Origin of the sequence: Paenibacillus sp. EKM211P, from assembly GCF_011066175.1 — a bacterium.
GTDB lineage: Bacteria > Bacillota > Bacilli > Paenibacillales > Paenibacillaceae > Paenibacillus > Paenibacillus polymyxa.
Genome location: NZ_JAAMNS010000001.1, coordinates 239,496 through 261,538 on the forward strand (window position 1 = coordinate 239,496; position 22,043 = coordinate 261,538).

Sequence of the window (22,043 nt, forward strand, 5' to 3'; positions counted from 1 at the left end):
TGGGGGAGTATCCATGTTAAAGAAGATGATGGCGTTATCCGGCAGTTTGCTTTTGACGGTCGGTTTGTTGAGCGGATGTGGAGGTAGCGGCGGCACAGATGCGGCTAAAGAAAGCACTGGCGGCAAAGAAGATTTGAAAACGGTTACAATAAATATGTTTACAGCCTCACCGGAGTATACCGATGCTTTTAACGCGTATATCGAGGAGTATAAGAAGGTCAAACCTAACGTGAAGATCAATCTGGAGATCATGCAGGCAGACTACAACACCATTCTCAAGTCAAAAATAGCTTCAGGTAGTACACCGGATGTGTTCCAGACCACAGCCGGAGGCGACATCGACACCTATGCTGATTATAGCGCTGATCTGACCAATGAACCGCTGGCAGCAGCCATGACAGATGCCGTCCGGGCCAATATGAGTTCCAGTGACGGCAAAGTGCTGGGATTACCAGTCAAGGGGAACCTGTTTGCTTTGATTTACAATAAAGATTTGCTTACCAAGGCTGGAATAACCTCTCCGCCGAAGACGATTGCCGAGATGCAGGATGCTGTTACCAAGCTAGAGGCGAAGGGCATTACTCCATTTGCTAATGCATATAAAGAGTGGTGGGTATGGAAGCATATCTTCCAACACTATGTAGATGCTGCTGCGCAGGATGCCGGGGTAGAGCCAAAGCAGCTCGTTGATGATTTTATTGCAGGTAAAGCAAAAATCAAGGACTATCCAGTGCTCTACAACAACTTCTTTAGCTTCATTGATCTGACGGTGAAACATGGTACAGATAAGCCGCTGGAACGGGACAGCAATGCGGGAGTAAGTGATTTTGCATCTGGAAAAGCTGCATTTATGACGGGTAAAGGTGCGTGGGATGAGGAAGCGATCAAGAAAATTAACCCTGATCTCAAGATTGGCATCATGGGATATCCGGTGAGTGACAAAGCGGACCAATCGGTCATCATTACCGGTGCAGATCAGGCGCTACGTATCAACAAGGACTCCGAAGTATCCAAAGAAACGATTGAATTCTTCAACTGGCTGTACACTTCGGAATACGGTAAGAACTGGTTCTCCCAGGTAGCGAAGGTGATTCCTCCAATTAAGGATGCACCGCTTCCTGATCTGGAAATGCCTAAGGAAATGGATAGCATTTTGAAAACATCCAAGTCCGGTGATCTGTCTGTCAACTACTCGCTGGATACATTCCACCAAAAATTTGGTGAGCTGATGCAGGCTTATATCAGTGGTAACATGAACAAGGATCAGGCGGTTGCAGAGATTGAGAAGGCATGGGTCCAATTAGGCTCAGCGCAATAAAATTGGTTTCGCAGAGGCGCCCGTAAGGGCGTCTTTTTGTGTTATGGCTAAGAGTCGGAAAAATGCAGACAAAAAAATATTTAATAATATTTAAATATTTACTTGCAAAAAGTTATTAAGTTGTGGATAATAGATTGTGTGCAATATATCTACAACATACGATATACATAATGACTGCACGGTGCAAATATGAGGGATACCCCAGTTGGGGGAATCTCTTTGTTTCGTTTGGACTGTGCCGATTGTGCTTATAATAGACCGTGTAATTTGGAACACATTTTTAGTTATGTGGTAGAGATGAAAAAGGAGATGAGCGTTTTGAAGACTTCGTTGTTTACACCGTACACACTCAGAGATTTGGAGTTAAAAAATCGTGTGGTCATGGCCCCAATGTGCCAATACTCGGTGACAGCCAAGGACGGAATTCCGAATGATTGGCATCATGTCCACTACCTAAGCCGGGCTATTGGAGGCACGGGTCTGATTATTATAGAAATGACGGACGTGGAAGCGGATGGGCGGATTACGGATAACGATCTGGGTCTTTGGTCAGATGAACATATTCCGGGGTATAAAAAGCTGGTTGACGGTATTCATGCGCACGGGGCCAAGGTTGGCATACAGATTGCTCATGCAGGCCGTAAAGCTGAGGATGCAGCAGAGCCGGTGGCTCCTTCGGCCATTGCATACCCGGATGCAAATTATAAACAGCCACGCGCACTGACCACAGAGGAAGTCCGTGGTATGGTACAAAAATTCGGAGACGCTGCCCGCCGGGCGGTTCAAGCAGGCGTGGATACAATCGAGCTTCACGGTGCACACGGGTACCTGATTCACCAATTCCACTCGCCAGTTACGAACAAACGGGATGACGAGTATGGTAAGGATTTATCCCGTTTCGGCGTAGAAGTCGTTCAGGCTGTGCGTAAGCAAATGCCTGCGGGTATGCCGTTAATCTTCCGCATCAGCGCGGTGGAATACGTAGATGGTGGATACGATGTGGATCATGCTATTGAACTGAGCCGCGCATATCAGGCTGCAGGCGTAGATATGATCCATGTCAGCTCGGGCGGAGAAGGCCCGGCTGGAGCCAGAAAACCAGGCAACTACCCGGGCTATCAAGTGCCGTTTGCTCGCCAAATCCGCGAGGCGCTGAACATCCCAGTAATCGCCGTCGGCATACTGGATGACCCAGCCTTAGCGCAGTCTGTAATCGGCAATGAGGATGCCGATCTGGTCGCTGTAGGACGCGGATTGCTGCGCGACCCTTATTGGGCGATTCATGCAGCGGTGGCGCTGCGCGGCGAAAAGCCCTCCGTACCTGAACAATATCAACGTGGCTACTGAGGCCTAAGTATTCCCACGTTGTTTATATATAAACAGGCACCTGCAACGAAGTGTACGCTTCGTTGCAGGTGCCTGTTTTGTTTTTATGGGGATAATGATCGTAAATGAATAATAGTGATTACTTTTACATTTTGTGGATAGATAAATCTGTATACTGTATAATAGTTGTATTTGGTGTGTATAGGAGGATGAAAGAAATGCAGTATGTTATTGAAACGAAGGAACTCCGCAAACAGTTTGGGATGTCGATAGCTGTAGACGATATTTCCTTACATGTAGAACGGGGCAGCATCTACGGTTTTCTAGGTGAAAATGGAGCTGGCAAAACAACTACCATCCGCATGCTGATGAGGCTGATTGAGCCTACAAGTGGGGAGGTTTTTTTATTTGGCGAGCGGTTAGAGAAAAGCTATCCTTCTATCTTCTCAAAAATAGGTACGATTATCGAAACGCCTGGTTTATACGAAAATCTGAGTGCACGAGATAATCTGAGAATCTGCTGTACGTACATGGGGGTACAGGATGATGGGAGAATTGAACGAACCCTAACTACGGTGGGGTTAGAGCATACTGGAAAAAAGAAGTTCAAAGATTTTTCCCTGGGAATGAAACAGCGATTAGGGATTGCCAGGGCCCTTGTTCATGATCCTGAGTTGCTTATATTAGATGAGCCAACGAACGGGTTAGACCCGTCAGGAATTAAGGAAATTCGTCAGCTATTAAAGAAGTTGTGCGAGGAACAAGGGAAAACAATTCTTATTTCTAGCCATATTCTAAGCGAAATTCAACAATTAGCTACACACATCGGGATTATACATAATGGAAAACTGTTAGCGGAGGATCGTTTGAGTCGGTTAGAGGAAGGTTTTGAGCAATATACAGATGTAAAGGTAGACGATGCAAAAGCAGTACAGACATTTCTACAAGAACACATGAAGCAGCTACAATCTCAGGTATTATCTCCACAACAACTAAGAATTTATAGTCCGATTGAAAATACATCTGCGTTAAATAAACAGTTAATAGATCATCAATTTTCCGTCTATGAGATACACACCTCAAAACAGACGCTAGAGGAGTACTTTCTGACTCTCATTTCAGGAGAGGATGGGCGACGTGATTAGAGCAGAACTTATTAAGCTTAAAGGCTCTAAAGCCTTCCTGTTAAGCTATATTATATTGCTGGCTGTTGTACTGTTGATGTTTGGATTGAGCGCTATTTTTTACAGATATTCAATTGATAATCTGGGTTGGGACTACTATTTTACAAATATTGTTTCCTTGATCAATATTGCAGCGGGATTTATCAGCTATTACATTTTAACGGGTCATATTTTTGCAAGAGAGTATCAGGAAAACACGCATCTATTTATGTTTACCACGCCTGCCACCAGGGTTAAATTTTATTTTAGTAAATTGACCATTATTTATGTATTTATTATTGTATCCTTATTTCTCGTTTTGTTTTTGTCTGCCTTATTAGGCATGTCCATTACAGATCGACCTTTAACGATGGCTATCTGGGTATACCAAATCCAAGTGTTTGCTAAAATGTGTGTGATGCATGCGATGTTAATCCCAATCGCCTCTTTTTTTGCTATACGCTGGAAGAGCATCATGGTGGTTGTACTCGTAGTTTGTACTGCAATATTTTTGAATTTTATATACAAAAGTGAATGGTACCCTTGGATTGTGCCCTATCTCTTATCTCCTAATGAAAGAAATGCGACTATACCTACCAATGTTTCAATAGCATGGTTCAGTTTATCCGTGACCTTTCTTCTTGGATTGTTTTTATCCATATGGACATATCAAAGAAGAGACTAAATGGAGAGTTTTTGAGAGGAGGGTTACTATGCTTGACCTGTTTAAAGCAGAGTGCTTGAAGATGAAAGGAACTAAAATTCTTTTTCTAAGTGTGTTTATTTTAATAGCAACCGTATTTTTAACTTTTAGTACTTTCGCTGTAAGTCCCAAGTTTTCCTTGGAGCGTAATGGATGGAATGATTACTTTATGGATTTGGTGTTTTCCATAAATTTTATAACGGGGTATATGAGCTACTACATTTTGACCTGCTATATCTATGCGAGAGAATACCAAGAGAAGACCCATATTGCTCTGTTTTCAAATCCTGTTCGACGGAGTCGCCTCTACTTCAGCAAGCTGCTTGTTATTTATATGTACATCGCTGTTAGTCTGTTGTTGACATTTGCGCTATCTGCCATATTGGGTATGTTTATTACGACCAGGCCATTAACCTTTGAAATCGTTATGTGTCAGCTTGGGATCTTCATCAAAATGGTTCTTATGCACGCTATGCTCATCCCGATGATCACATTTTTCGCCGTTCACTGGAAAAAATTTGTGCCCGCTATTATGGGAATGTGTACGGTCATGTGTTTAAACTTTGTTTTGGTTAATGCACCGGGGAATACTTTTTACCCATGGGCAGTACCGTTTTTATTTTCTCCGCATGGCACATTTGGTAGAACATTTACATATGTTCCTGGAGGAATCATCAGTATTTGCTTCATTTTTGTGCTAGGGCTTTTCTTGGCGTTGCGAAGTTATGTTCGTATAGAAAAATAAGTAGGGTATAGCAAAAAGAAATAGACCGCCCTGCTCAAGGGGAAAACGGTCTATTTCTTTAGAGCGCCTTTGAACAGCCGACCGCTCTTCAAAGCGGCTGTTGCCAAGAGTAGGGATGTTACCAGCATCCTTGCTCTTTTTTAGCATATCCTTCTATAACTTATTTTAGCACATCTGAATAATCAATGTAACTGAATGTGACTGTTACTTGGTGAAAACTTTAACTTCCTTTGGAGCGAGAGTTACGGTGATCGAGCCGTTGTTAATCTGAACGGAGTCGTTGCTCAGCTGGTTAGTCAGGCGGGTTCCGTTGGACAGATTATCGAAGTTGCCAATTGTGCGGGTTTGACTATTCCAGGAGTTGTTGATAAATACAATGGCCTCGTCGCCATTTTTAGAGCGCTGGAAACTGTAAAAGGAGTCGTCCACCCATTTTTCCCTTTGGCTACCGTTTTGCAGAGCAGGGTGGTTGTTGCGCACATAGTTCAACTTAGCGATGTACTGATACAGGTCATGGTTGGCGTTGAAATTCATATTCTCCCGATTGGCGGGATCATCTCCGCCACTATAGCCTTGCTCAGTGCCTTGGTAGATAATTGGAATCCCGCGAGATGTCAGAGTAAAGCCCAAAGCGGCCTTGAGCTGTGGCCATTTGTCATAGTTAGCACCCGGCTTGCCAGATGCGTCATTCAGGAAACGTTTTACATCATGATTGTCGATAAATACACCGTTGGTCTGAGCATCGCGATAGTAACGATCATCGGAGTAGCGATCCTTGATTTTTCTCATGGATTGATCGTGTCCGAACACGTCCTTGATTGTATAATACATCGGAAAATCTAGTGCAGCATCAAGATACCGGGTGTAATCGCCCACATAAGTAGGGTCGCCATGGAAAATTTCACCCATGGTGAAGGTGTTGGCAGCTTGGTCAAAATCCTTTAGAAAACCCTTCGGTACATGCTTGGCGGTATCCACCCGCAGCCCGTCGATGCCTGTCTCATTAAGCAGCCATTTGATCCAGTTTTTAAGCTCGTTTGCGGTAGCGGGGTTTTCATGATTTAGGTCATCCAGTCCAGCTACATCACCATTTTCGATTTTCCATTGATTGTTGGAGTTGTAGTCCCCGCCTGTAATGTCACCATTGTGATGATACCAGTCTGCTTTGTCAAAAGGAGCCTTGGCGAACCCGTTCCCCGGTTGGAAATCACCTGTGTGATTCACAACTACGTCCAGCATCACAGCAATATTTTTGTCATGTGCCTTGCGAACCAGCTCTTGGAGCTTGTCCATTGTTCCGAGATGCCCATCTACTGCATAAAAATCATACGTATGATAGCCGTGGTAAGCGTATTCACTCTTTTGCATCGTTACTGGGGTAATCCAGATCGCGGTAAACCCCATATTTTTAATGTAGTCGAGTTCGTTAATAATACCTTGAAAATCGCCACCATGCCACTTGCGCTGATCACTGTTGTTGGAATTGAAGCCACCGTAGTTATCATTGGATGGATCACCGTTGCTGAAACGATCTGTCATGATAAAATAAATGCTCTGTTTGCTCCAGTCTGTGCTGAGGGAGGTGGGCTTGGAGAGGGTACCCAGATCCATAGGGGTGAAGACGCCCGAAGGCGCCTCCGTTTGAGCTGTTACTTCAACTCCGTTAGAGTTGGGTGCGTAGGTAGAAGTGCTTACGTTTAAGGATACACCTGAAAGTTTTTCTGTTTGGATAGGTCCTGTAACTTCGTTGAGGTCGGTTGCGTAGGTGGAAGTCACTACGCTGAGGACACTCCCTGAAGGTGCCCCTGTTCGGATAGTTCCTGCGGCTCCGTTAGAGCCGGGTGTGTAGGTAGAAGTGCCAGTGCTGAAAAGGTAGTTTTTGGTATTGTTGCTGTCCCAGTTGTTATTGCCATCATTAAAAGCGGCTTCCAATTGGGAGGCAGAACCGATATCGACGGTAATTTTAGCATAGCCGCTAATTTCGGCATCCTGCATTTTCACACCAGGTGCAGCAGTCCAGCTACCACCAGCCGGACGGTAGTGAATGTAAGGTGAGTTAAAGCCTTTTTTGTAGTATACCGTTACTTTGTTAGTTGTACCGCCGCCATCCCCGGGATTCGCACCCGCTGGAGCGCCTGAAGTGATCGTTCCTGCATTGCCACTATTACCGGGCGTGTACGTAGAAGTGCCCGTGCTGAAGGAGTAGTTTTTGGTGTTGTTGCTGTCCCAGTTGTTATTGCCGTCGTTAAAAGCGGCTTCCAATTGGGAGGCAGAACCGATATCGACGGTAATTTTAGCATAGCCGCTAATTTCGGCATCCTGCATTTTCACACCAGGTGCAGCAGTCCAGCTACCACCAGCCGGACGGTAGTGAATGTAAGGCGAGTTGAAGCCTTTTTTATAGTATATCGTTACTTTGTTGCCTGTACCGCCATTGTTGTCAGGCTTGGCTTTGCTGATGATATATTGTTTGAATCCACTCAACTCACCGGTTGGTGAGCCATCATTGTTGACGAGATTGTTGATGCGTAATAACGTAAACCCGTGATAACCGAACTTCGTGATTTTCTCCTCGATTTTTTGGAAGCCGCTGCCGCCTGTCGGAAGTGCATTTTCACCATTCAGGCGAACACCCTTGGCATTCGCGATGGAGGAGACGGTATCAACCAGGGTGGACGGCAGCGAATAATTCGGTGCTGTGCCACTGTCACTCATCTCCAGGCAAGTAAATGTCAAGTCTAGATCGGCATCCTTGAATTTCTGAATGAGACGGTTGTAATCATAATATCCACCCGCTTGTTCTGTGCCGTGCGGCATGGCAGGATTGTTCATTTGCCAGTGCAGACCAGAAATTTTGGCCCCGATCCGGACACCAAACACAGAATCGAAGTTTTTGTGGGCCGCTGCTCCGATGACACCTAGATGCTTCTCAAGCACACTTTGGTACCACGATAGGAAATCCTTTCCATACGCGGAATTATACCCGCCGTTCGTGTAAAATCCGTCCCCGTCGGTCGGTGGATTGATTTGGCTAAGGCTGGTAAGCTTGGTGCCCCAAGCAGCATTAATCTTGTCCAATGATCCGTACTTGTCATTCATAGCTGTGCGGAATGCATTTTTGGCTGTTTCAGTATAAGCTTGGAACTTGCCTCGTCCCGGGTAGCTCCATCCTGCTGCTGGATAGTAGGACGGATAGCGCAATTCCCCGGAAGGACCGCCGCTCAAATAAATTTTGGGAATGATACTTTTATACCCGGCAAAGTTTTCAGCGAATGAGGCATACAGCTCATCATATTGTTTACCGGTTCCGCTCCACAATGGGGAAAGGGCTTCGTTATTGGGATAGCCGCTTTCGTCCTTGAACTGCATTTCATCTGCACTACCCTTGCTTGACAGCCAGCTTGGCAGTGGGATGTTGCAATCATCTCCCACATTTCCTCCACACTTATGCGTAGAGATAATAGGAACCCACTTCAGTCCCGCTTCTTTCACGGCATTTGCATAGGTTTTGTAGTAACTCCAATCGAACTGGTTATCTCCTGCGCTCTCCACATAGCCCCACCAGACGTCGGTAGTGATGGCATATACGCCATTGTTTTTCAACGTTTGTAGCTGCTTTTTAAAGGAACCCCAGTCATTGATTTTCGCCAGCGGTCCCATAACGGAAGCTTGAAAATCATCTGCAACCGCAGCGCTCGCCGTATTAGAGGGTGAGCCAATGAAGGCGGTCAGAGACAGCACAAGGCTTAGTAGAAGCATACACCCTTTTTTCCATAGACTTCGATACAAGGTCAAACCGATCATCCTCCCCAAAAGCATAGTCTAATTCGACAACATTTTGTAAACGTCTACAAAAATAGTATAAAGCAAGCGGTTGCATAAAAAAGAAGAATTTATTGCACATTCAGAGTGGACAAATATGACATTTTGCGTTAGCAACCGTGTGCATAAATTAGACCATGCGAAAAAAGACACAGGTCTGAGTAAGACGTGTGTCTTTTATGGTATTCCCGTGAAAGGGGAGGCAAAACCCAGTGTGTATGCAAGCAACGCATGAGGCTATCTGCTTAATAGATAGGGCGATTTTTTTCGTCGGGAATACCACTTTTGCGATAAAAATACGTATTGATCCGATCCCGCCATTCCTTGGCGTGCTCAGCCTGATGCTCCAGCCGCGTCAGCACCTGTTCATAGATCAATTCATTTAGATGCTCCCGCAGACTAATCCATGTTGCTTGGAGATGGGCCGCACGTTCGGCACCTTCAAAATGAGTATCATAAATATGCTGTATGACCGTTTGGCCGGATTGGAGCACGTGCGTATAAGGAACATGGTGAAAGAATAAGAGCAGCTCATCTGGACAGGTGTCTGTAGATTCGTAGATTTCGGCAACAGGAGGAAAATATTGTCCTGCATAGCCCGTTCCAGTTGCAGTCGTCCGATCTACCCCGATCCCCCAGCAATCGGCAAAATGGTAGGTGCCCCACATCGAATATTCATATCCATCAACATCCGGCCCATAGTGGTGATTGGGACTGACCATCCAGCCGACCCCCAGAGGGGCGGTATAGGACTCATAGATATTCCAAGAATCGAGCAGCATTTGCTTAATAGTAGGAATCAACTCAGGATCGCCGTAGTCCTTGCCTTGATTGCTAAATGTTAGCCGAACCCATTCATCCGCGATTTCATCTGCGGATAGATCCGGGTCCCATGCCAACCGGCCGTAGCCGTAAAGATTGGACTGGGCGAGCAAATGTCCGGTCCAATTGGTGTCTGCACCAATATTGGAAACAGCGGCTATTCCAAAGTTCGTGCCCTTGGGAACATGATTCGTTGGCTCCTCCTGGAAACTGCCGCTGCCTGCATGGACAGTAGCCTTCCTGTGATGAGAACCAGATTCGCTGTTGCTATGCAAAACACCACTTACGATGCGCTTGATGGTGGAGCCTTTTCCCTGTGCGTAGGTGTCAAAATCAAGCACTTCCTTCCATTGCGGAACCAGGTAACATAGATGCTTTTGTTGTCCGGTATACTCCTGTGCAATTTGGAACTCCAGCAGTACCTGAGTGGCTTCCAGCGCGCCGAACAGAGGGGAGACAGGCTCTCGCACCTGAAAATCCATCGGGCCATTTTTGATCTGTAAAATGACATTATCCCGGAACAGTCCATCCAGCGGTTTAAAATGGTCAAAGGCCGCGCGAGCCCGATCCGTCTTGCGGTCACGCCAGTCCTGTTTGCAGTCGTAGACAAAGCAACGCCAAATCACACGTCCGCCATAGGGCCGTAGTGCATCCGCCAGCATATTGGCTCCATCGGCGTGATGGCGCCCATAGCTGAAGGGACCGGGCCGATTTTCAGAATCGGCCTTGACCACAAAACCACCCAGATCGGGAACTGCTGCGTAAACCTCCTGTGCTTTGGTCTGCCACCATTCAGCTACACCGGGATCCAGAGGATCGGCTGTGGTTAATCCACCGAGCTGAATCGGGCTGGCATAGTTAATGCTCAAGTAGATTTGGATACCATAGGCGCGAAATACGGCTGCTACTTTGGCTACATCAGGTAAAAACCGATCTGTGATCAGCTCAGTTTCTACCTGATGGACATTCACATTGTTAATGGATAACGCCTGAATGCCTACAGAAGCGAGTAGACGGGCATAGTCTCGAAGGCGCTCCATATTTGTAGTAAAGGCATTGTTGTTGTAGAAAATAGATGCCCCGGCATATCCACGTTCAACACTACCATCCATGTTATCCCAGTGATTAATCATGCGAATGGAGTTAGCCGGATTAGACAGCAGGTCTAGAGTGGGAGCGTGCAATGATTCCCCGGCAGTGGGCTTCAGATTGCCGTCTAGTCCTCCTTGCAGGTAGCGCAGCAAATGAAAGACTCCATACAATACTCCTTTTGACGTCTGCCCCGCAACTATAAGGCACTGTCCTTTGATATCATCGTGATCTTGCCCAGTTGAATCTGCAAGTTTCGGCACTTCTACTCCGCGAATTCGGTAGCCTTCTGCGCTCACTTCTGCCTGTTCTTCTGCACTAAACCGTTCTGCGATACATGGATGGTCTTGGAGCGTACCCAGCGCAACGAATGGTACATTGACAGGAACGGTACTTATCTTCGGCTGCTGTCCGAACATGGAAGCCAATCCTTGCCGAAGCTCACTCGCAGCCGTCTGAAGCACTTCATCATCTGTTTCATGAACTACGATGACTCTGCACCAAGCAGGCATCTTTTCTACAAATTGGTCGCGATGGTAGTGCAACCAAGCGTCATAGCCGCTCTCGCTTGGCATATTCATCCGCTTGCTCATATTATTTGGGCCTCCTTTGGACGAGTGAGGGTTCGTTCGTCTCAGGCATGCTGCTTCTCATCTTGACTCATATGCTGAGGGAGGGTCAGCCGATTCCCTTTGCCTTCATACAGCCACAAAATAGCGGTAACCCCGCGTGGGTAATATTTGCTGCCGTGGGCAATACCGGAGAGCATTTGGTCGCTCCAGCACCAATAGGATTCTTCAGGATGGAGGAGCCATGAGACATGGGCTGCGTCAGCCGCCTGCCCCGTTTCCTGCCAAGGCAGCTCCAGTAGCTCACGAGCAATAAACTGTGACAGATAGATTTTGCTTAACCAGGAGTTGTTACTGGTCGAGGATAGCTTCCAGCCTCCGTCTTCAAATAGACAAACTCCTGGTACCAGTACGGTTTGCAAATGGCGTCGAAGTGCCTGGATATATCCACCGAACCGCCCATCACTCTTAAGCGCATCTTCACATCCTGTAAAATAGGGGAAGATCAGCCCCTCAATGGCAGGAATGATTTGCGAGTCGTTGCCTTCCTTAATGACTGCAGGAATATAGCCCTTGTCAGTCATGTGAGTGGTGATTGAAGCTGCGCATTTGTCTGCCTGTAAGCCAGCTTCCTGTGAAAGGGAGTTAAGCCCCTTTAAGGCAAATATCTTTTCCAGCGCAACATATACCGCCCAGCATTTGCTGCCTAAATAAATGTTATTGCGGGATTGACCCAGGGATACATCCAGACTATCGTAAGTCGTAATTTCTGCCCCTCCCTGGGTTCTTGAGCTGTCTAGACCCATTAAGCCGTTTCGTTGCGCCGGGTCTGGATGATCCCGCCGTAGCATGCTTTCAAAGCAGTCGCACAAGACAGGCAGCATACGTGTCGTAAATGACTGATCCTGTGTCTGCTCGATATATACCGTGGCGCAGCAAAGCCAGTTCACCAGTTCCTCGTGGCTCATGTAAGAGAAGCAGTCGTCAATCCCTGCCAGCTCATAACAGGAATACCCTTGCCGGGAGAACACATTGGCCACGCCCATATCATGTGTAAACGTGATCCCACCGGGATAGGCCTGTTCCTCCCCCGGGAAGCGTACTTCATCCCGATAGCTGTACCGTTGGACAAACCACTCCAGCTCGTTGCGCACCGTCCATGGATTCAAAATCAATTCATAATAAAGCTGGTCTGCCGTCAGATCGAGTGTATTCATCATTCGGTACTCGCCTTCATTCACAATCCAGATTGGTTCGCCATCCTCTTGCTGACTGAGCAATTGGGTGCTGCCGTAATAGCTGTGAATGGCCTGAGCGAGCATAAATTTCTGATCCAGACTCAAGCTCGCCGATTCGATCCAGTCGTTCGCCTGAACACAGGCTGCGGTTAGGTTGGTAAAATGCTTCAACGCATAGCTTCCCACGTCTTCGATATCCTTGAACAGCCGGGTATAGTAATATGATGCTTCGATACCTGTTGTCACAATGCCGCCGCGATAAAAACATATAGCGAAGGCATACGTGCGCTTCTCTCCTGCGGGAACGTCCATCAGGAGCGCACCCGTTGCACCTAAGCCAAAGGATAAGTTATCAGCCATGGCCTCCCCAAGTAGCTTCTCCATCGCAAATCCGCTGGCAGGTACCGCTTCGCTGCTGTTGGTCACAATAGCAGTGCTTCGTCCTTGGCCGATGCCTGTGAGTCTTTCCTTCAATCGGGTAGAATCCATAACGTCCCTGCGTGGATCTTCTCCTATAATGCGTATGCCGCTATACGGGTCACTGCCCTGGTAGCCGAAAAAGGCTCTCCGTGCAGCGGCACCCTGTGTATTATCGATCGTCAGCTCGGCAAATACAGCCGGAACCAACGCTGCCCGCAGCTCATCTATGCCCGCAATTCCCGGCTCGGGCACCGGGCGAACGGGGGAGTACAGCCGGAATGTCAAATCGCCTGCCTGCCATGTATCGGTTCCTGCTTTTAGCTCACGGGTGATGTCCTGATCGGCAAAGACAACGAGCAGAGGCTCCGTTTTTTTATCCTTTTTCTCCACATCATAGCGGGTACTTTCATCCTGTATGGATGCAAAAAAGGGAAGCGCCTCATACGATCCTCCATCCCTGGATTGCAGCCCGATGTATACATTTTCATCAGCAGGCTTGCCCAGTTCCAGGCCGAGTCCGCCGCGATTACCCTTAAACCCAAGTGTAAAGCTGGAGAATGAACCGATAGGTGCATGCTGCGTGTTATAAAATATATTTTTCGACATATAATGAAACCCCTTTCATAATAAAATTTAACATTGACTAGCTTCAATTAGAGCCTAGCATGACATGTGCCGAGGAACCATTGTCAAATCGCTCAACTATTTATCCAAATCGCGCTGGAAACGATATACTGAAGTATATCGATGTAAGTAAGCTAGGAGGGAAAACATGTCGTCACCACGTTTGCCAAAGCGACCCCATGATCCAAACCTTACGGTCGCCGGAGAGGAATTCTTTTTTCCCGATGTGCGGACTACGGTCAATCTGTTTGCCATTCATACGCGAAGTGTCGGAAGAGACTGGAGCTATCCGCCACATGAACATCCGCAATATGAAATTAACATCGTGCTTGCGGGAGAACAGATCATGGTTGTGGATGGTCGCAGCTTCATCCAGCGACAAGGTGATCTGATACTTTTGCGCCCAGGAATTGTCCACTCCAGCCGTAGTAACGGAGAGGGGTTTACGTATTTTTGCATGCATTTCGACATTGATGATAAATTGTTTCTTTCGCTCCTGAGTCGTTTGGAGCAAGTACTTTTTCCAGCGGATGGCACAGTAGCGAAGCAGATGGGACCAGCGCTAGGCAAGCTGCTCGGTCTTTCTGCGCTTGAGGACAAAGGTATAGATGGTGATTCAGTGGCAAAGCGTATGCGGATTCAATCTGCTGTGTTCGAACTGTTCGCAACGTTGTGGGAGGCTGTATCCAGTGAAGCCGCTCATCTGCCAGGGCGTGGATATGTGCAGGCAGAGCTTGCCCATCAGATTGCAAGTCGTCTTCAGGGCAGGGTCAATCAGCCTTATAGACAGGCCGGCTCGTTGGAAAAACAGGATGGGATCGAGGGTATTTCATCCGAACTGGGTATTAGCGTATCTCATTGTAATCGTGTATTCCGTAGCGTTTTTGGCGTATCTCCGCGGGTGTATCTATCCGAGCTTGTCTTGCATGAGGCGAAGCTGCTGCTGGCTGATCCGCAATGGTCAGTGCAGCAAATTGCTGATTTGCTCGGCTATGGGGATATTGCACATTTTAGCAGGCAATTCAAACGCTGGGCCGGTCAGTCGCCGACATCCTACCGCAAGAATATAGCCCTTGAAAGTTCACCCGAATAAAAATATATATGCTTATAAAATAGTTGTAATACAATCCCCCATAGAGGAGATGATAATGATATGAATTTACATAAAGACTTTTTAATTGAACAATCAAAAAGAAGAGGAAGTACAGGCGTTTTTTGAAAGGGTCAGCGCTTTCGATCATTTGTTTACTCCAGGTGCGAGCTATACACGTGGTCCGATCACCATAGATACGGAAAAGGCGAAGACTCCATTCGAGGGGAAATTCTGGCCGCAGTATTTTGCTGCCAAGCATGCGGTACCGCATATCTCCAAGGATGGCTCAATCGTTCTTATGTCTGGAGCCTTCAGTCAACGGCCGATGGGATTTGGTGCTACATATGGAGCGGCTAACGGCGCGATTGAAAGTTTGGGCAAGGCGTTGGCGGTGGAGTTGGCTCCAGTACGGGTCAATGTGGTGTCTCCCGGCACGATCTGGCGGGACGGCCCCGAGGGGGAGCAGTGGGCGCAGGCTTTTGAAGAATACAAGGAAGTAACCTTGCTACGGCGAGTGGGGTATAATGAGGAAATCGCACATACGGTGTTGTACCTGATGACTAACAAGTTCACCACCGGAAGCGTGCTATTCCCGGATGGCGGTTATACGCTGATCTAATTTGTCTGGAAGCCAACGTGTACACGTCCACCAGCCCAATACACGCTTACAATGTGTTGGACTGGTTTTCTTTTTACAGGAGATGTAGCGGGATGGATCAGGTGGATTAAACTCTACAGATACTTCAAAAGCAGGCGCGCACGTCCATGACTGAGCTGGGCAAGGAGGTTGGACTTTTGGAAAAAAACAATCAACGTGGTAGAACGGTCATATTTGCCGCACTTCGTCCATAAATCCTCCAATCGGGGCATAGTTTATGCCATGATGGGCTTTCCCATTTTCCAGGTGAAACCACGGCATTATATCATGCAATCGTACCTTTATCCTCCATGCGCCGCACTCTTTCCGTTACAGTCAGCTGAGAAAACTAATACCGTACAAAATGCCAGAGAACAGCTTCAAGTGCTGGTCTTTTTTTTTTCAAATTGCTGTTTTTTGATGAAAAAACGATAATTCATATTTACACATGCCATCCTAGAATGAGTTTCATTAGGGGAATTTAAATGAAATGTAAGAAATGTTACATCAACAACTAGAGGCTGTAAAACAACAGTTTTATTATTTGTATAATTTTTCAAAAAAAGGTACTTCATTTAATGTATTTACAGTAGTGATTAGCTTCACAAAGACACCTTTTAGCTCAGAAGCTAACCAGTCTATCTAATCGGAAGGTAGCAATAATTGCCTTAGTCGATTCATCCAGAATTGTTTCTTATGGAACATAAATTATCAGATATAGAAATTGACTTCAAAGCGTGAGTACTATTGTCCTACTGGATTGATGGGGGGACAAAACTACAACTTATTGATTTTGTATCTTTAACCATTTTAAGTACTATGAAAACTCACGAAAGCAGCGAAGTACATAGTTACTTTATATTGCAGACCAGATTTATGATGTGCTCCCAAAAAGGCAGTCTATTTCCCTCTCTAATTTGATTAGTTTAGAAGTTTTTATTGTGTTGGAATAAAGGTCTACTACGAAACTTTTAGTTGTTAACCAAATTGTATGTTGCAGAAAAGAAAATTATGGTTTATAGTTTTACATATACTTCTAATATATTGATTAATTTTGAAGTATAACCAAAAAGAGGATGTTAAAATGGAGAGTTTAATGAAAGAACTAAATCTCGAAGAATTGGAAAAGTTAGAAGGAGGGGATGGATACACTAAGGCACAATGTGCCGCCTTCTTGGTTCAGTGTCTATCAGGGGGTACTATTGGATGCGGAGGTAATGGTGCATTTTGGTGCCAATTGTACCATGATTATTGCTAATAATTTAGTATAATCCAAATTTTCCAGGAGGGGGGATAGAGATATTCCCCTCTTAAATGATCTTTTTAACGCTTTCACCTTACTTCGATCGGTTGAATTACTAGGATGGATTGTAAAACGAAGTGCGATATGTGCCGAAGAGTATGGAGTTTATTTCCTTACTTGTCAGAAGAGATTTGCAGAGTGGCTTAACCCAAAGACTGTGGACCGTTAAGGCAAACAGCAAAAGTGGTAAAAAACCGAAAATCGTTTCTAGTGGGTGCGTCTATTAGCTAAGGTTTAAAGAGGTCCGCTCCAGTATCACTCACAGATTTCCTTCGCGCTTGGTTTGACAATCGGTCATTTAAAGAAATAAAGCCTTAGAGTTTATCAACAAAAGAGGAAAGAATTAAGAGGGGGCTTGCGGTTAATGAAAGGGAAACTTCCACATATAAGGCAGAATAGCTATAACGATTGTGGGATAGCTTGCTTGAATTCTTTGTTAAAATTCTATGGATATAATTATCAGACTGATTATTTGCGTGATTTTTTAGTACAAAAAGATAGATACAGCTTACAAGACCTGATTTTTGTACTTAACAAATTAGGTATAAAAAAGGCTAAAGCATTTAAAATTAACAAAGTTAAATTCGAGAATGTCTTAAGTGAATTAAACAGACCAGTAATTGCGTTAATAGAGCAGGAAGAGAGAAATCATTTTGTTGTAGTTTACAATTCGAAGAAAAAGTACTTAATTATAAGCGATCCGATGAAAGAAAGCATAATTAAACAAAGAATAAGTTCATTTAATGAAAGTTTTTCAGGAGTTATTCTTACTATTGATTCTGAATATACCAATCTCAATTTATTAAGAAAAGAAAAAGCTCAAACTAAAAAAAGTATATTTTTCGATATGATAATTGGTAACAAATGGAAAATATTAAGTGTGATATTTCTTTCCTTACTTGTTGTGATTTCCACAATCATTGGTTCACTTTATCTTAAATTTATAATTGATGCTGTTGTTCCAATGAATCTTGATGGGGTATTAAGCTTTATTACATTAATTTTTTTAGCAATAGGTATGTTTAGAGTTACTGCTGAGTATCTTAGAAACCATATTATCATTAGACTAAATTTAAAAGTAGAAAATAAATTAGTAAGTTTATTTTTTTTGAAAATTTTAAGATTACCAATACTTTTTTTCAAAAACCGAGAAAACGGCGAAGTTTTCTCCAGATATATTGATGGGTTAAATATCAAAGAAGCAATAGGAAACAATCTGATAGGTGCAATAGTTGACTTATTTATTTTAGTAGCAATAAGTAGTACATTGTTTTTTATAAATATGTCTATTTTTTTAATTATTTTAGTTACTTACTTATTGATAATTGGGCTTATATTTGTTTCATCAGAATTAATAGATAAAAGAAATAATGAATCAATTATATCTAATTCTAAGGCTTTCTCATTTCTGGTGGAACAATTTGGAAATATGCAAATTAACATTGCGTTAGGTTTAACTGAAAAAACAAAGGAAAAATTTGAAACAGTTTATAATAAGAAATTGGAAAGCGGCTATAGAGAATCTATTGTTTTTAATAATGCGAATTTTGTGAAAAATTTATTTTCGAATATTTTTTTTATCTCAATAATTTGGGTGAGTACAAAGCAAATATTTAACGATAACATAAGCTTAGGGTCGCTAGTGATGATAAGCACCCTTTCTAGTTTTTTATTACCTTCTTTAGATAGGTTAATAAGTAGTTACCTAATTATACGTAAATCGTTAATTTCCCTCCAAAGATATTCTGATATTATTAATTATCCAGAGGAAAATTACGGACAAGAGAGATTGGAACTTTTTAACTTTTTGACAATAAATGAATTTTCCTATGAATTAAATAGCAAAGACTATTTATTTGAGGATATCAATCTCTCCTTCAAGAAGGGGGATAAATTATTAATTATAGGAGATAGTGGAAGTGGGAAAAGCACTTTTGCCCAGTGTTTCGTTAGATTCAGAGACATTAAAGATTCTTCTATTTATATAAATGGACTTGATATAAATAAATATGATTTAAATAGTTTAAGAGAAAAGATTATTTATATCGACGAGTCGCCATATTTATTCAAGGGAACTCTAATGGAAAATCTCCAAGTGAGAGAAAATATTGATATGTCTCTAGTAATATCAATTTGCAAAATGTGTAAAATATATGAAACTATAAAAAAACTCCCTGGAGGATTTAATTATTATATCAATGAGAATGCAACAAATTTATCCACGGGACAGAAACAAAAGATTGCACTAGCTCGTGCCCTTTTGAAGGAACCAGACGTATTAATATTAGACGAGGCGCTATGTAATGTGGATTATAACAGTTTGCAAGTAATTGAAGAATTTCTTATAAAATCAACTCTAGGTATCATTTTTATAACCCATAATTATCAGCATTTAATGGATTTGGATAAAGTATATATCTTTAAAGAGAAGAAGTTAATGCCTCTGAAAAATGAGGAAACCGAAAAAACAAGAGGTGTACTGGCATGAAAGCAAAAAAAATCATCGTATTTGTTGGAATAATGATATTATCAATTGGTATTTTAATTTCAGTTTTAGGGGGAAACAATCTAGATAAACCTCCTTATCATAAAATAAATCTCAAGCAATACGAGGAATTTATCGATTCAAAAACCTCCTTTATTATGTATATCCATAAAACTAATTGTCCTGCATGTCAACAAATGAAACCTGTGGTTAAAAAGGTGATTGAAACGGGGAAAACTAATATGTATGCAATTAATTTAGATGAAAAAGATAATTACAATGTCTCTTTTCTAAAAGCAAATAGAATCGATAAAACTCCAACCCTAATAGTTTATGAGAAAGGAAAAGAAAAGAATCGCCTTGAAGGAATACAACCCCTAGGTAACATATATAAGCTTTTGAATTTGAAAGGAGCAAATTGATGAAGCTTTATGAACTTTATGATCTTTTGGTAAAAAACTATGAAACTTCCTCTATTAAAAAGGATATGGATTTAATCTTAAATATAGAGAAACAAAAATATAACCTTGATTTGACTAAATTCAAAGCAGAATATATCCAGAAATATGATACCTTACCAACTCCAAACATCACTTGTGGAATTTTAACTTTTAATGAAGAAAGATGCGTGGATAGATGTTTGAAAAGCGTGTATAACATTTTTGATGAGATTATCGTTTTAGACTCCTATTCAACTGATAGAACTGTCGAATTGATCAATGAAAGTTATCCTAAGGTTAAAGTTTATCAAGAGAAATGGAGAGACGATTTTTCATTTCATAGGAATAGGATAATGCAATTAGCAACAAAAGATTGGATATTTTTTATTGATGCTGATAATTGGTTGGAGAATAAAGAAACAAATTCTATTCCCCGTATAGCAAAGCTGATAGAATTTCTTAATATTGAATGTGTTGTAAGTCCTATAATAAAAGAATCAAATAACCATATTCATTACGATAATAGAAAAATGATAAAAATCTCAAGTGGCATAAAATATTATGGTTTAGTACATGAGGAGCCACTTCTTGAGAATAAACAAACTATTCCATATAATCTAACCTTAAAAGTTTTGTTGAATCATGATGGTTACGAGTCGAAAGCTGTAAATCAACAAGATAAAAACTTAAGAAACCTTACCCTTACACGAAAAATGATAGAGATTGATTCCCAAAATCCTAAGTGGTTTTATTTTCTGGCGAATGAGTTAAAGAATTACGACGAAATCCAAAATAAGTCTAAAGTTATAGAATTATTAGAGAATTCTATAAAAATGTATGAGGCTCATCCTAAACTGTATAGGCATCGATACCTGTTAGAATCAATTTTACTTCTAATTGAAGTATTATTTAACAACAAACAGTACTCTAAGATTGCAAAATATTTAGATAGATTAACAAGCATTGCTCCGAATAATGTAGATTCGAGTTACTATAAATCTTTGCTAATTATCGAAGATATGGATAAAAAAGTGGGAATTCTAATAGATCAACTTGAATTATTATTAGAGGGGGACAGAATAAGTTTTTTTAATTCAAGTAAAGATCAGATTAGATTTATAATTATATTAATGGCAATCCGTATTTTTGATTTAAAAAAATTAAGTATTCATTATAATAGTTTAACATCAGAAAAGATAAAAAAGCTAGTTGCTGATAATATTATGGGATTATCTAACTCTATAAATCCTAAAGTATAAGAAATGATTTTTCATTAAGATGAAATCCTTTTTTAGATTTATAAACAAAAAAAATCAGCATTTGATCATTATGAGGGAGGAAAAACTTTTTGCAACAATCAATTTATAGCATCGGTTGATCGTTTGTAGGTTTAGATATAAAAACCTCATTTCGTCATATGTATCAAAATAGGTAAGACTAAAAGTCATAACATATCAGTTGACTGAAATCTTAACTAAAGGAAAAGACCAGTAAGGGAAGTGCTATTAATGTTTAAAATATCCTATAAAGATTTTCTTTTAATTTGTATTTTTTTATCCCTACTAGCGGTAGTAGGAAGTTTATATTTTAGCATTATTCAAGGATACATTCCTTGTGATCTCTGTTGGTATCAGCGGATATTCATGTTCCCACTACCTGTAATTTGTATACATTCATTATTTCAAAATAATACAAAAAATGCTTCAGTGATTAGAACTTTAAGTTTCTGCGGCGTAATAATATCAAGTTACCAATATGTGATACAGTTACTAGGTGTTAAAAGTAATTTTTGCTCAATTCAAAGTGATTGTACCACAATTGTATTTTCGCTTTTTAATTTCATAACATTACCGCTACTTTCTTTTATTTCATTCATGCTAATAGTTATTCTGTCCTTTCTTATAAAGAAAACATAATATTTCAATTTAGAATTAAAGATTGTATCACTTGCTATTTTTTTTCTATTATGATTAGTATTAAGCACTTTATGTCCTAAAACGAAAGGGACTATAACGAATTGTTAAGCGAAGTGCGATAGAACCTCTTTGGATGATGTAAAGAGAACTCTTTAAAGTACTATTATTGGTCTACTCTACGGGAAACTAACACTAATTTCTATGGCTTGTATAGCACAGCTTTTGGGTGAACTTCTTGTGAATTCCTGTAAGTAATTAATGATTCTCCTCGTAGAGGTGACCTGGGAGCTTCATTTTACACAAATCAGGCAATTAGCATTCCAGCAAGAC

14 protein-coding genes and 1 pseudogene are annotated in these 22,043 nt (G+C 42.3%); 12 read left to right on the plus strand and 3 right to left on the minus strand.

The genetic code is table 11. The features are described 5' to 3' along the window. The first annotated feature begins 13 nt into the window (after positions 1–13). From G9G57_RS01120 to G9G57_RS01140, 5 genes are all read left to right on the plus strand, one after another. Positions 14–1,318 carry an extracellular solute-binding protein gene (locus tag G9G57_RS01120; protein WP_113050113.1) on the plus strand — a complete coding sequence of 435 codons (1,305 nt, stop codon included), beginning with the start codon at positions 14–16 and terminating at the stop codon, positions 1,316–1,318. Between the two features lie 318 nt (positions 1,319–1,636). Further along, positions 1,637–2,665, plus strand: coding sequence for an NADH:flavin oxidoreductase/NADH oxidase (locus G9G57_RS01125; protein WP_185156672.1), 1,029 nt, complete (start codon positions 1,637–1,639; stop codon positions 2,663–2,665). 197 nt (positions 2,666–2,862) lie between these two features. Continuing rightward, a complete protein-coding gene (locus tag G9G57_RS01130) occupies positions 2,863–3,789 on the plus strand; it encodes an ABC transporter ATP-binding protein (RefSeq protein WP_113050114.1) in 927 nt (308 codons plus the stop codon). Continuing rightward, a complete protein-coding gene (locus G9G57_RS01135) occupies positions 3,782–4,492 on the plus strand; it encodes an ABC transporter permease (RefSeq protein WP_113050115.1) in 711 nt (236 codons plus the stop codon). The genes G9G57_RS01130 and G9G57_RS01135 overlap by 8 nt, the downstream gene beginning before the upstream one ends. A gap of 28 nt (positions 4,493–4,520) precedes the next feature. Next, on the plus strand, positions 4,521–5,255 hold the full coding sequence (locus G9G57_RS01140) for an ABC transporter permease (protein WP_113050116.1): 735 nt from the start codon (positions 4,521–4,523) through the stop codon (positions 5,253–5,255). A gap of 204 nt (positions 5,256–5,459) precedes the next feature. On the opposite strand, the gene G9G57_RS01145 is transcribed toward G9G57_RS01140, so the two are convergent. The 3 genes from G9G57_RS01145 to G9G57_RS01155 all read right to left on the minus strand — a co-directional run bounded on the left by G9G57_RS01145 (position 5,460) and on the right by G9G57_RS01155 (position 13,821). Next, positions 5,460–9,050 carry a family 14 glycosylhydrolase gene (locus tag G9G57_RS01145; RefSeq protein WP_164964382.1) on the minus strand — a complete coding sequence of 1,197 codons (3,591 nt, stop codon included), beginning with the start codon at positions 9,048–9,050 and terminating at the stop codon, positions 5,460–5,462. A gap of 272 nt (positions 9,051–9,322) precedes the next feature. Beyond that, a complete protein-coding gene (locus G9G57_RS01150) occupies positions 9,323–11,581 on the minus strand; it encodes an alpha-glucuronidase family glycosyl hydrolase (RefSeq protein WP_017426123.1) in 2,259 nt (752 codons plus the stop codon). Positions 11,582–11,622: 41 nt separating this feature from the next. After that, positions 11,623–13,821: a glycoside hydrolase family 52 protein gene (locus tag G9G57_RS01155; RefSeq protein WP_113050118.1), complete on the minus strand. Its 2,199-nt coding sequence runs from the start codon at positions 13,819–13,821 to the stop codon at positions 11,623–11,625. A 166-nt stretch (positions 13,822–13,987) separates the two neighbouring features. Here G9G57_RS01155 and G9G57_RS01160 point away from each other — a divergent pair, with 166 nt between their 5' ends. The 7 genes and pseudogenes from G9G57_RS01160 to G9G57_RS01185 all read left to right on the plus strand — a co-directional run bounded on the left by G9G57_RS01160 (position 13,988) and on the right by G9G57_RS01185 (position 21,713). Then, complete coding sequence (locus G9G57_RS01160) at positions 13,988–14,932, plus strand: AraC family transcriptional regulator (RefSeq protein ID WP_016822655.1); 945 nt, start codon at positions 13,988–13,990, stop codon at positions 14,930–14,932. An 85-nt stretch (positions 14,933–15,017) separates the two neighbouring features. Then, positions 15,018–15,551 (plus strand): annotated as a pseudogene (locus G9G57_RS01165) (SDR family oxidoreductase); the annotation flags it as partial. A gap of 1,114 nt (positions 15,552–16,665) precedes the next feature. Next, positions 16,666–16,827: a sublancin family glycopeptide gene (locus G9G57_RS25695; protein ID WP_274597690.1), complete on the plus strand. Its 162-nt coding sequence runs from the start codon at positions 16,666–16,668 to the stop codon at positions 16,825–16,827. 409 nt (positions 16,828–17,236) lie between these two features. Further along, on the plus strand, positions 17,237–19,360 hold the full coding sequence (locus tag G9G57_RS01170; RefSeq protein ID WP_164964383.1) for a peptidase domain-containing ABC transporter: 2,124 nt from the start codon (positions 17,237–17,239) through the stop codon (positions 19,358–19,360). Continuing rightward, complete coding sequence (locus G9G57_RS01175) at positions 19,357–19,779, plus strand: thioredoxin family protein (protein WP_164964384.1); 423 nt, start codon at positions 19,357–19,359, stop codon at positions 19,777–19,779. The genes G9G57_RS01170 and G9G57_RS01175 overlap by 4 nt, the downstream gene beginning before the upstream one ends. Continuing rightward, the gene (locus G9G57_RS01180) at positions 19,779–21,056 is read left to right on the plus strand and encodes a SunS family peptide S-glycosyltransferase (RefSeq protein ID WP_164964385.1); all 1,278 of its coding nucleotides are present in this window, start codon (positions 19,779–19,781) and stop codon (positions 21,054–21,056) included. Before G9G57_RS01175 ends, G9G57_RS01180 begins: the two co-directional genes overlap by 1 nt. A gap of 249 nt (positions 21,057–21,305) precedes the next feature. Then, positions 21,306–21,713, plus strand: coding sequence for a disulfide bond formation protein B (locus tag G9G57_RS01185; RefSeq protein ID WP_113050073.1), 408 nt, complete (start codon positions 21,306–21,308; stop codon positions 21,711–21,713). Positions 21,714–22,043 lie beyond the last annotated feature (330 nt).

Coding starts and splice junctions, on each gene's coding strand:
- G9G57_RS01120 (WP_113050113.1), top strand. CDS start 14: ATGTTAAAGAAGATGATGGCGTTATCCGGCAGTTTGCTTTTGACGGTC.
- G9G57_RS01130 (WP_113050114.1), top strand. CDS start 2,863: ATGCAGTATGTTATTGAAACGAAGGAACTCCGCAAACAGTTTGGGATG.
- G9G57_RS01140 (WP_113050116.1), top strand. CDS start 4,521: ATGCTTGACCTGTTTAAAGCAGAGTGCTTGAAGATGAAAGGAACTAAA.
- G9G57_RS01150 (WP_017426123.1), bottom strand. CDS start 11,581: ATGAGCAAGCGGATGAATATGCCAAGCGAGAGCGGCTATGACGCTTGG.
- G9G57_RS01155 (WP_113050118.1), bottom strand. CDS start 13,821: ATGTCGAAAAATATATTTTATAACACGCAGCATGCACCTATCGGTTCA.
- G9G57_RS01160 (WP_016822655.1), top strand. CDS start 13,988: ATGTCGTCACCACGTTTGCCAAAGCGACCCCATGATCCAAACCTTACG.
- G9G57_RS25695 (WP_274597690.1), top strand. CDS start 16,666: ATGAAAGAACTAAATCTCGAAGAATTGGAAAAGTTAGAAGGAGGGGAT.
- G9G57_RS01170 (WP_164964383.1), top strand. CDS start 17,237: ATGAAAGGGAAACTTCCACATATAAGGCAGAATAGCTATAACGATTGT.
- G9G57_RS01175 (WP_164964384.1), top strand. CDS start 19,357: ATGAAAGCAAAAAAAATCATCGTATTTGTTGGAATAATGATATTATCA.
- G9G57_RS01180 (WP_164964385.1), top strand. CDS start 19,779: ATGAAGCTTTATGAACTTTATGATCTTTTGGTAAAAAACTATGAAACT.
- G9G57_RS01185 (WP_113050073.1), top strand. CDS start 21,306: ATGTTTAAAATATCCTATAAAGATTTTCTTTTAATTTGTATTTTTTTA.